General features: G+C 69.9%; 13 protein-coding genes. 8 read left to right on the forward strand and 5 right to left on the reverse strand.

Features of this window, described 5'->3' with window-relative positions; translation table 11 throughout:
• The first annotated feature begins 6 nt into the window (after positions 1-6).
• The gene (locus RZ50_RS28595; protein WP_217681033.1) at positions 7-507 is read left to right on the forward strand and encodes a nucleoside deaminase; all 501 of its coding nucleotides are present in this window, start codon (positions 7-9) and stop codon (positions 505-507) included.
• A gap of 228 nt (positions 508-735) precedes the next feature.
• Here the strand turns inward: RZ50_RS28595 and RZ50_RS28600 are convergent, their stop codons facing one another.
• Positions 736-2,781 (reverse strand): putative Ig domain-containing protein, encoded by a 2,046-nt coding sequence (locus RZ50_RS28600; RefSeq protein ID WP_217681012.1) that lies wholly within the window; start codon positions 2,779-2,781, stop codon positions 736-738.
• A 273-nt stretch (positions 2,782-3,054) separates the two neighbouring features.
• On the opposite strand from RZ50_RS28600, the gene RZ50_RS28605 reads away from it, so the two are divergent.
• Positions 3,055-3,882 (forward strand): oxidoreductase, encoded by an 828-nt coding sequence (locus tag RZ50_RS28605; protein ID WP_217681013.1) that lies wholly within the window; start codon positions 3,055-3,057, stop codon positions 3,880-3,882.
• A 9-nt stretch (positions 3,883-3,891) separates the two neighbouring features.
• Here RZ50_RS28605 and RZ50_RS28610 read toward each other — a convergent pair whose 3' ends face one another.
• Together RZ50_RS28610 and RZ50_RS28615 are read right to left on the reverse strand one after the other, a co-directional pair.
• On the reverse strand, positions 3,892-4,395 hold the full coding sequence (locus tag RZ50_RS28610) for a hypothetical protein (protein ID WP_217681015.1): 504 nt from the start codon (positions 4,393-4,395) through the stop codon (positions 3,892-3,894).
• Positions 4,396-4,467: 72 nt separating this feature from the next.
• Entirely contained in the window at positions 4,468-4,722 is a 255-nt protein-coding gene (locus tag RZ50_RS28615; protein WP_217681017.1) for a hypothetical protein, read from the reverse strand.
• A gap of 214 nt (positions 4,723-4,936) precedes the next feature.
• Between RZ50_RS28615 and RZ50_RS28620 the strand changes: the two genes are divergently transcribed.
• The 3 genes from RZ50_RS28620 to RZ50_RS28630 all read left to right on the forward strand — a co-directional run bounded on the left by RZ50_RS28620 (position 4,937) and on the right by RZ50_RS28630 (position 5,712).
• Positions 4,937-5,152 (forward strand): DUF397 domain-containing protein, encoded by a 216-nt coding sequence (locus RZ50_RS28620; protein WP_217681019.1) that lies wholly within the window; start codon positions 4,937-4,939, stop codon positions 5,150-5,152.
• A gap of 123 nt (positions 5,153-5,275) precedes the next feature.
• On the forward strand, positions 5,276-5,491 hold the full coding sequence (locus tag RZ50_RS28625; protein ID WP_217681021.1) for a DUF397 domain-containing protein: 216 nt from the start codon (positions 5,276-5,278) through the stop codon (positions 5,489-5,491).
• An 8-nt stretch (positions 5,492-5,499) separates the two neighbouring features.
• Positions 5,500-5,712: a DUF397 domain-containing protein gene (locus RZ50_RS28630; RefSeq protein WP_308272458.1), complete on the forward strand. Its 213-nt coding sequence runs from the start codon at positions 5,500-5,502 to the stop codon at positions 5,710-5,712.
• Between the two features lie 207 nt (positions 5,713-5,919).
• Here RZ50_RS28630 and RZ50_RS28635 read toward each other — a convergent pair whose 3' ends face one another.
• A complete protein-coding gene (locus RZ50_RS28635; protein WP_217681023.1) occupies positions 5,920-6,267 on the reverse strand; it encodes a protease inhibitor I42 family protein in 348 nt (115 codons plus the stop codon).
• Between the two features lie 435 nt (positions 6,268-6,702).
• Between RZ50_RS28635 and RZ50_RS28640 the strand changes: the two genes are divergently transcribed.
• Positions 6,703-7,242 (forward strand): NUDIX hydrolase, encoded by a 540-nt coding sequence (locus RZ50_RS28640; protein ID WP_217681025.1) that lies wholly within the window; start codon positions 6,703-6,705, stop codon positions 7,240-7,242.
• 179 nt (positions 7,243-7,421) lie between these two features.
• Positions 7,422-7,598 (forward strand): hypothetical protein, encoded by a 177-nt coding sequence (locus RZ50_RS28650; RefSeq protein WP_217681027.1) that lies wholly within the window; start codon positions 7,422-7,424, stop codon positions 7,596-7,598.
• Positions 7,599-7,623: 25 nt separating this feature from the next.
• Here RZ50_RS28650 and RZ50_RS28655 read toward each other — a convergent pair whose 3' ends face one another.
• A complete protein-coding gene (locus RZ50_RS28655; protein ID WP_217681029.1) occupies positions 7,624-7,809 on the reverse strand; it encodes a hypothetical protein in 186 nt (61 codons plus the stop codon).
• Positions 7,810-8,104: 295 nt separating this feature from the next.
• Here RZ50_RS28655 and RZ50_RS28660 point away from each other — a divergent pair.
• Positions 8,105-9,102: RICIN domain-containing protein (locus tag RZ50_RS28660; protein WP_217681031.1), on the forward strand; the 998-nt coding region annotated here is incomplete at its 3' end.

Genomic DNA, 9,102 nt, shown 5'->3' on the forward strand with positions numbered 1-9,102 from the left:
CCCCTCATGGACTTCGTCCAGCGCACCATCGACATCGCCCGCCAGAACGTCGCCGAGGGCGGCCGCCCGTTCGCGACCGTCATCGTCAAGGACGGCGAGATCCTCGCCGAGAGCCCCAACAAGGTCGCCCAGACCAACGACCCCACCGCGCACGCGGAGATCCTCGCCATCCGCGAGGCCTGCACGAAGCTGGGCACCGAGCACCTGACCGGCACCACCATCTACGTGCTCGCCCACCCCTGCCCGATGTGCCTGGGCTCGCTGTACTACTGCTCGCCGGACGAGGTCGTCTTCCTCACCACTCGCGACGCCTACGAGCCCCACTACGTCGACGACCGCAAGTACTTCGAACTGGACACCTTCTACGGCGAGTTCGCCAAGCCGTGGCAGGAACGCCGACTGCCGATGCGCCACGAGGAGCGCGAGGACGCCGTCGAGGTGTACCGCTTCTGGCAGGAGCGAAACGGCGGCGAGCGCCGCGTCGCGGGCGCCCCCACCGCGGCATGACCCGTACCATCGCGACTTCCTTCACCGGAACCGCTCCGCGCCCCGCCTCGCCGCCGACGTTCCAGCCGTCGAGGCGGGCCGCGGAGCGGTGGACGGACTCGTAGAAGTCGAGGACCGCCGCCCCGCGGCCCGCGGACGCGCTGCGCCCCCTCCGGGGCCGAGCGTGTCGGGGGGTCCGGAGGGGGCGCTGTGGAGCGGCTTACGAGGGGTCCTTGCGTCGGCCGGGTCTCAGCGGGCGTCGAGTGCGGCCCAGTTGTCGCAGCCCTCCTTGCCGTCGGGCTTGCCGTGGCAGTGGTGCTTGATGTCCACCGTGACGGTGGCCTTGGCGGGCTCGCTGGTGATGTGCTCGCCCTGCGGGTCGGTTCCTGTCGCGGTCGCCACGTTGGTGACCGTGCAGTGCCGGTCGTGGTCGCCGCCGCCGCGGTCGCCCTTGCCGGTCCTGCACGCGATGGCGTCGGTGTAGGTGATCGTGTAGGTGCCGTGGCAGACGGTGCTGGCACCGGGGGCGAGCGTGGTCGTGTCACAGGTGACACCGGTGACCCGGTCGTCGGTGACCGTGATGCCGGTCAGCGGGGTGCTGCCGGTGTTGGTGACGGTGTAGGTGTACTCGACCCTGCTCCCGATGGTGAACGGGCCGGACGAGAGCACGCGTTTCTCCAGGGTGATGCGGGACGCTCCGACCGGCAGGGTCAGGTGGGCCGGCGGGGAGGTGATCGTCACGCTGTTCGCGACGCCGCTGGCCGTGGCGGTGTTGGTCACGGAGCCCGCCGCACCGTCGGCCGCGGTGATGACGTAGGTGCCGGTGCAGGTGGTGGTGGAACCGGGGCTGCCCGACGGCGCCAGGGTGGTCGACTGACAGCTGATGCCGGTGACGTGGTCGTCGGTCACCTGGACGCCGGTCAGCTCCGCGCCGCCCGTGTTGGTGACGGTGTAGGAGTAGGTGACCGTCTGCCCCACGGAGTAGGGGCCGGGTGTCGCCACCGTTTTCGCCAGCTCGATGCCGGGCGCGACCACCGGGGTGATGCACAGCACGACCTCGCTGGTGGAGGTGCCGTCCACCGGGTCGGAGACCTGCACGGTGATCGTGTAGGTGCCGGCCACGGTCGGCGTGCCGGTGATGGTGCCGTCCGCGTTCAGCGTCAGGCCCGGCGGCATCGGCCCGGTGACCAGGCTCCAGGTCAGCTGCGGCGAGGGGTTCTCGGTCGTCGCGTGCAGGGTGGCGTTGTACGGCTGGTCGACGGGCTGGCAGGGGACCGTGGTGGTGGTGATGCAGGGCGGCTGGGTGATGTTCTCCAGGTTCTCGTTCCAGCCGGCGAAGGTGTTGCAGATCAGCGCCGTGGTCGGCGCGGAGGCGTCGTCGACGCTGACCCCGATGCCGTACGCGTCCTGGAAGCCGGGGCGGTCGGGGGCGCCGCGGTCGATCGCGTTGTAGGACACGGTGACGTTCTGGGAGCTGACGATCGCGATGCCGATGTCCGTCCCGGCGCCGGTGAAGGTGTTGCGGGTGATGGTCAACCCGTCGGCGTTGGCGATCAGCATCGCCGTGGAGGCGTTCGCGGGGGTCCCGAAGGCGGTGCCGTACACGGTGTTGTCGGCGAAGGTCCCGCCGGTCGGGCCGGGCAGTGAGGGGGAGCCGTACTGGACGGTGTTCTGCGCGAGGCGGCCCGGATTGGGGACGGTCAGGTCCGGCGGGCCGAAGGTGCTGCCGCCGACGTCGACCGTGGCCTTGCCCATCACCAGCAGGCCGGTGCGCTGGTAGTCGGAGACGGTGACGTCGGCCATCGTGACGGTCTGCTGTGTGACGGTGGAGCGGATCAGGATGCTGTGCACGGTCAGGCAGTCCGAGTGCTGGGTGATGTCCAGCACCCGCACGTCGCTCATCGAGCCGCTCGCGTCGGTGAACTGCACGCCGACCGTCGGGTTCGCGTTGTCGCAGTGGAAGGCGAAGCCGGTGCCGCGCACGGTGAGGTCGTTGAGGTTCATCGTCGACCCGGCGTTGGTGAGCACCGGGCCGTGGAAGAAGTCGCTCGCCCCGGAATTGGCGTCGTGCGCGGTGATCGTGTGCCCGGCCCCGTCCACGGTGAAGCCGTCCGGGACGGTCAGCGTCACCGTCGTGTCGCAGTCCGCGCTCAGCGTGAAGGTACTCCCGCTGACGGTGCCCGCGCACGCGGTGGTGATGTCCGGGTCCTTGCCGGCGGCGCTGAACGCCGGGGTTCCTAATGCCAGCTGGCCGCTCATCACGGCGGCGGCCAGGAGAACACTGGCAGCTTTCATCGCATCCTCCGAATAGCATGTTGACGAACAATCGGAAGATTCCATTCGATGTCACGCCCGCCGAATCCCGTCGCGACGCGCCGCCGATGCCCTGGACAACGCCTCGTTTTTCAGCTATATGGCCGTCGCCGGGAAGCGACGACCCGGCCCCCGCGCCCCCGGGGAACCGAGGCCCCGCTGCCACACAGCTGTTGATCTAGAGCGAACTCCAAGGGCTAACGTCGACCCGTCGGCCCGCCAAGCCACCAGGGGCCACCGGAACAGGGGAGAAACATGAGCATCTGGTTCGTCACCGGCGCATCACGGGGACTCGGCGCACAGATCACCCGCGAGGCACTGGACCGAGGACACGGCGTCATCGCCACGGCCAGGGACGCATCGGCGGTGCTCAAGGCCCACCCCCACACACCGGACGGCCTGCTGGCGGTGAACGCGGACGTGACCGAACCCGAGCAGCTGACAGCCGCCGTCCAGGCCGGGCTCGACCGGTTCGGCCGGATCGACGTCGTGGTCAACAACGCCGGCTACGGCATCGTCGGCGCCATCGAGGAGGTCTCCGACGAAGCCGCCCGCGCGCAGTTCGACGTCAACGTGTTCGGCGTCCTCAACACGCTGCGCGCGACCCTGCCGACCCTGCGCGCCCAGCGCTCCGGACACGTCCTCACCATCGGCTCCATGGCCGGCATCGCCACCTCACCGGCCATGGGCCTGTACGGCGCCTCGAAATTCGCCCTCGAAGGCATCACCGAAGCACTCCACGGCGAACTCGCCCCCCTCGGAGTCCGCGTCACCATCGTCGAACCGGGCAGCTTCCGCACGAACTTCCTCACCGACGCCAGCCTCCGGGTCGAGCCGGCCGCCATCGCCGACTACACCGAAAGCGCGGGACCGATGCGCGAGACGATGGCCGACAAGAACGGCCACCAGCCCGGCGACCCGGCCAAGGCCGCCAAGGCCATCGTCGACATCACCGAGACCGCCGAACCCCCGCTGCGCCTCCAGCTGGGCGCGGACGCCATCGAGCGCGTCGAGGCGAAGCTGGACCTGGTACGGCGCGAACTCGACCAGTGGCGGCACGTGGCGCTGTCCACCTCCCTCTGACGGTGTTGCTCAGACGCTCCTGGGCACCGCGCCCCGGGCGCGTTTCTGCTGGCGCCACAGTTTCCGGGCCTCGGCGGGGGTGCGGAGCCTGACGCCGCGCTCGCGGAACCGGGTCTCCAGCCAGACGGTGGAGCGGTGGAGCTCCCGGCACAGGTCGGAGAGGGACGTTCCGCGGTCGTAGCGGTCGATCAGGTCGGCGAAGTCCTCCTCCGAGAGGGGCCGGGCCTCGGCGGCCATCGACTCGACCCTCGGCGGGCCGGCGCACTTGACCGACCAGATCCTGGTGCGGACGGAAGGGTCGTCGTCGCGGAACGTGGCCTGGGTGAAGTGGGTGACGCCGGTGGCGGGGTCGGTGATGCGGTGCAGGTCGATCAGGATGCCGGTCCGGCCGCTGGGGCCTCCCCGGTAACGTCCGCCCAGGGGTGGGAGGTTGAGGTCGCCCACGCACCCGCCCAGGTCCCGCCTGGTGCAGCCGCACGTTCCGGTGGGTGCCTTGTCGGCTGCTGAAGCCATGCGCTGTCTCTCTGTGGAAGTGATGGCCCCTCCCCGGACGGTGGAGCCCGGGGAGGGGTTGGGCGGTGTTGGTCAGTTGACCGGGACGGGGACGCCGCTCACGAGGAGGGGCAGGCCTGCGCCGTGCTCCCAGGCGTCCCAGGCGTCCTGGACGCGCCGGTACTGGTCGGGCGCCATCGCGTCGCGCAGCCTGGACTGGGGCATCCAGCGGAGGGCGCGGATCTCCTCCGGGGGCTGGTGGTGGCGCACGGCCTCGGCCTGCGGGGGCGTGACGACGCCGCCCGCGTAGACGAGGTTGAGGTCCTCGGGGAACTGGGCGGCGGGCACGTAGTCGATCGTGAGGATGGTGCGCAGGGGGAGGACGAGTCCGGTCTCGGTTTCGCCCGGTTGTCGGCTACGCCGAGTCTCAGGCGCGTGGCATTGTGGAGCGGGGGCGCAGGACGGTGGAAGCCTGGGACAGTGACTACGATCAACTCCAGGTGGAGTCACTGTCCAAAGCGGCTTCGCTCGACCTGATCCGTGCTGCTCGGAAGGACTTTGAATGATCAGCCCCACTCTTGACCTGACCGACGCCAGGTGGCGAAAGTCCGGTTACAGCAACAACGGGGGCAACTGCGTGGAGGTAGCACCCGGCTTCCCTGGTGTGATGCCTGTCCGAGATTCCAAAGACCCTAACGGACCGGCCCTGGTCTTCCCGGTTGAGGCCTGGGGTTCGTTCGTTGCCGCCGTCTGTAGTGGCGAGTTCGGCGAAGTCTGAGCCGCTACCAGGGATCGTTGCAACACGTGGTCGGTTGTCCAGAGCGCGAGGAGTCAGTCAGGCGCTCGGCTGGGGTTCCCCAGCCGAGCGTTTTGTGCGAGCGGGGGCGGGCACGGAAGGGCTATGAATGCCACCGAAGTTGACCTGACCGGCGCCGGGTGGCGGAAGAGCACGTACAGCAACGGGCAGGGTGGCTGCATTGAAGTTGCAGACGGCTACCCGGGTGTCATGCCGGTCCGTGACTCGAAGGACCCGGAGGGGCCGTCCTTGGTCTTTCCGATCAAGGAGTGGGGGTCGTTCGTCGCTGCTGTCCGCTGCGGTGAGTTCGGCGAAGCCTGAGGAGCGTTGTGACCGACCGTGTAGACCTGTCCGGCGCTTCCTGGGTCAAGTCCTCGTACTCCAACAACGGCGGTGACTGCGTGGAAGTCGCTGCCGACTTCCCTGGTTTCGCCCCTGTTCGTGACTCGAAGGACCCTGAGGGATCGGCCCTCGTCTTCCTGGTCGCGGCCTGGGAGTCGTTCGTTTCCGCCGTCCGCAGTGGCGAGTTCGGCGAAGTCTGAGCCGAAGCCCGGGTGGATTCCAGAGGCCGCTGCGAGGCGTAGCCGGCTGTCCGGGCGGCGAGGAGTTCAGTCAGACGCTCGGCTGGGTCCTCCCAACCGAGCGTCCTGCTTGGACGGCCAGAGGGCGGCGCCACCGCACCGGCTGGCCTCGGCGCGGGCCCGGTCGAAGGCCCAGCTCCCGGGCGGTACCGCCCAGATCCCCCGCGCTCAGGTATTGGGCTGCACGACCTTGATGGTGAACTGGATCGGCTTCCCGTCCGGCTTGCCCCGCAGCTCGTGCTGGAACCTCAGCTCCCCGCCCCCGGGCCGCACGGCGCGGAACAGGAAGGTGTGGGCTCCCGACGAGCCGGGGGTCTTGCCGGACAGTTCGGCGTCGCTGAGCAGTTCGAACTGCTCCGGGACCCCGATCAGCGGCTCGTAGCGCCAGTCGGATCCGATGCTGGGGTTGGTCTCCAGGTCCACCACGACCAGCCCGTTGAGCTGGACCTGGAGCGGCTTGTCCAGGTCCGCCTCGGACAGGACAAGGAACTGCGTCGGTGCGGTGACAGACGTCATCGTGATTCGCTCCTTCCGGGAACGCGGGGCCCGGACATGATCACGGGCTCACGAGCGCCGTGACCTGCTCGTCCGATGTCTTCGGAACGGCTTCCCCCGTGCGCCCCCGCATGCCGGTGACGTGGTCCCGGGCGCAGCGCCGGCCCCGCGTTCCCCAGCCTAGGCACACGGGCACCCGTCCTCATCCGTACCGGCCATTCGGGTGAACCGGTGACCAGGGCGTTTGTTTTTGACAAGCCCCGGCCGGGCACCACGCGGAGGCCGGGGCCGGATTGGCCGGCGACCCCCGCCCGCACCGCGCCCATCTCATCAAGGAGGGCCTGCGCACGCTCCGCCGGCTACGGGGCGAAGGGCCCGGGGTGGTGAAGGCCCGGGAGGCGAAGCGGCAGCGCAGGCGGGCGCCCAGAGCCCGGCCGGGCCCGTACAGTCCTGGCCATGACCGACACCACTGCGTCGTGGCGCGAGATCGAACGCGCCACCGTCTTCAGCAAGTTCGGCCGGTCCGTCGACCGCGTCGACTTCGAACTGCCCGACGGACGGAAGGAGGAGTTCTACCTCAAACGCGAGCGCCCGGCCGGCGCGGTGCTCGCCCTCACCCCCGACCGGCAGGTCATCCTCGCCCGCCAGTACCGGCCCGGCCCCGACCGCGTGCTGTACGAACTGCCCGGCGGCTTCCTGGAGTCCGGCGAGCAGGCGGTGGACGCCATCGCCCGGGAGCTCCTGGAGGAAACCGGCTACCAGGGTGAGATCCACTCCGCAGGCCCGTACTGGCACGACGCCTACTCCAACGCCCTGCGGTTCGCCTTCTTCGCCACCGACTGCGTCAGGGTCGCCGAACCACAGCCGGAGTGCACCGAGTTCATCGAGGTCGTCACCCTCGCCCTGGACGAGTTCCGCGCCCGCGTGCTCCGCCAGGGCGCACTGACCGACACTGCCGCGGCCTACCTCGCCCTGGACGCGCTGAACCTCCTGTAACCCCAGGGGAGACGGCGGGCGGGCGCCCGGCCCCTCACACTCACCCGCCCACCCCGGGAGGACGCAGTGACCGGACGGAACACCACCGACACCCGCCCCGCCGACTGGTACACCAGCACCCTCGTCTCCCTGCCCGCCCGAGCCGTCGCCCTGGTCCTGGCCGGCGGCAAAGGCTGACCGTGCTGCTCGGCCCCAACGTGGTCTACGTCCTCAACCGGCACAACCAGGGCTCCGTGAACGCCCCCGGTACCCGGGAGGTCCGGCTGCACCGCGACATCCTCCAGCCCACCCGCGGCCTGCTCACCGCCGTCGTGTACTTCGAGGACGCCGCCGTGGAGACCCCGTGGGCCCGGTGAGCCGCACTCGACGACGGGTGTGTGATCAGCCCTCGACGATTCCCTGGATCTCGTCATCGCGGACGATGATGTACTCGCCGTCGGCCGGAATCTGGGTGACGCCGTCCAGGAGGGTCAGCGGGCCCGGGTCCTTCCCTGCCTTCTTCGCGGCCTCCCACGCGGCGTACCGTTCCTTGAACGCCTTGACTTCCTCCGGGGTGGGCTCTGCCATGGTCCCCATCTCCGATCACTTTCAGTTCCGCAAGGGTGACGTACAGCCACCTGCAACGATCGTCCCAGCTTTCGCACCCGCCCGCCAGGTCGGCCCCGCCCGTGGGGCGGGCCTGGCGTACAGGTGTGCTGGTGCCCGCAGGGTGGCCTGGGTGATCATGGCTGGCAGTCCGTCATGTACGCCTGCTGAAGGGTTGCTTGAGATGCTCGTCGACTGGCCCGCGGAGCCGTTCGTTCTCCGCCTCCACCGTGATCCCTCCCTGGTGGCGCGGGCTGCCACGGCGGCGGAGGGCGGTGTGGTGGAGCTCGTCCGGGAAGGAGCGGAGAAGCCGCAGCTGTGGGTGGCCGAGCGGTTCCGGGTGGCCCAGTCGCGGATCTGGCACGTCGCCACCGGCCTGTATCTGACCGCGGAGGGCACCAAGGCGGGGGCGGCCGTCACCCTGCGCCCGAAGTTCCCGGACACCGGCTCCGACACCTCCTACTGGCGTCAGACCTGGCGCGCGTACGTCCAGGGCGGCACCGGGCGGCTGAAGGCCATCAACGACCTGTCCGACTGCATCCTGGGCCTCGCCTCTCCCGCCGGGGCCGCCGCCGGTCAGCCGCTCGTGCTGGAGGTCAACGGCGGCGCCCAGGACCTGACCTGCACCGCCTGGGCCCCCGCCGTCCCGCAGGCGGCCGCGCCCGCGCCCGACCCCGCGGCCAGTCTGGCCCCGGGCACCGGGCGCGTACGGGTCACCGCGAAGCTCTACGAACCGCGCTCGCGCGTGATCGAGTTCATCTACGAGCCCTACCTGCTGGAGGTCCCGGGCCGCACCCTGGCCGCCGGGACCACCCTGGAGGCCTTCGCCTTCGACGACTTCTCCCGCACCACCTGGTACCGGCAGGAGAAGGAGGGTGATCTCACCGCCTTCACCGAGGGCTTCGAGGGCCCCGACACGGTCCGCAAGACCTTCCACCGCCTCGCCGGCGACCCCGGCCGCTACGTCGACGCCGACGAGGTCGACGTGCACTACGTCGAGCCCAAGGTCGTCGCCCGCACCAACTTCCCCGTTCGCCTCTTCGAGCGCGTCATCGACAGCGACCTCCTCATCAGGACCAATCACCGGCTGGACAACGGCCACGCCTTCTACCACCAGCCCGAACGCCGCGAGGGCCTCTACTTCCCCAAGCTCGACGGCGCCGGCACCGTCGTGCAGTGGCACAAGAGCTGGCTCCCCGACAAGGACACCGAACGCAAGGTGTTCCTCTCCTTCGACGGCCGCTACTTCATCGACGCGCGCGACATCACCTGGGC

Origin of the sequence: Kitasatospora sp. SUK 42 (assembly GCF_015776785.2) — a bacterium.
Classification (GTDB): domain Bacteria; phylum Actinomycetota; class Actinomycetes; order Streptomycetales; family Streptomycetaceae; genus Kitasatospora.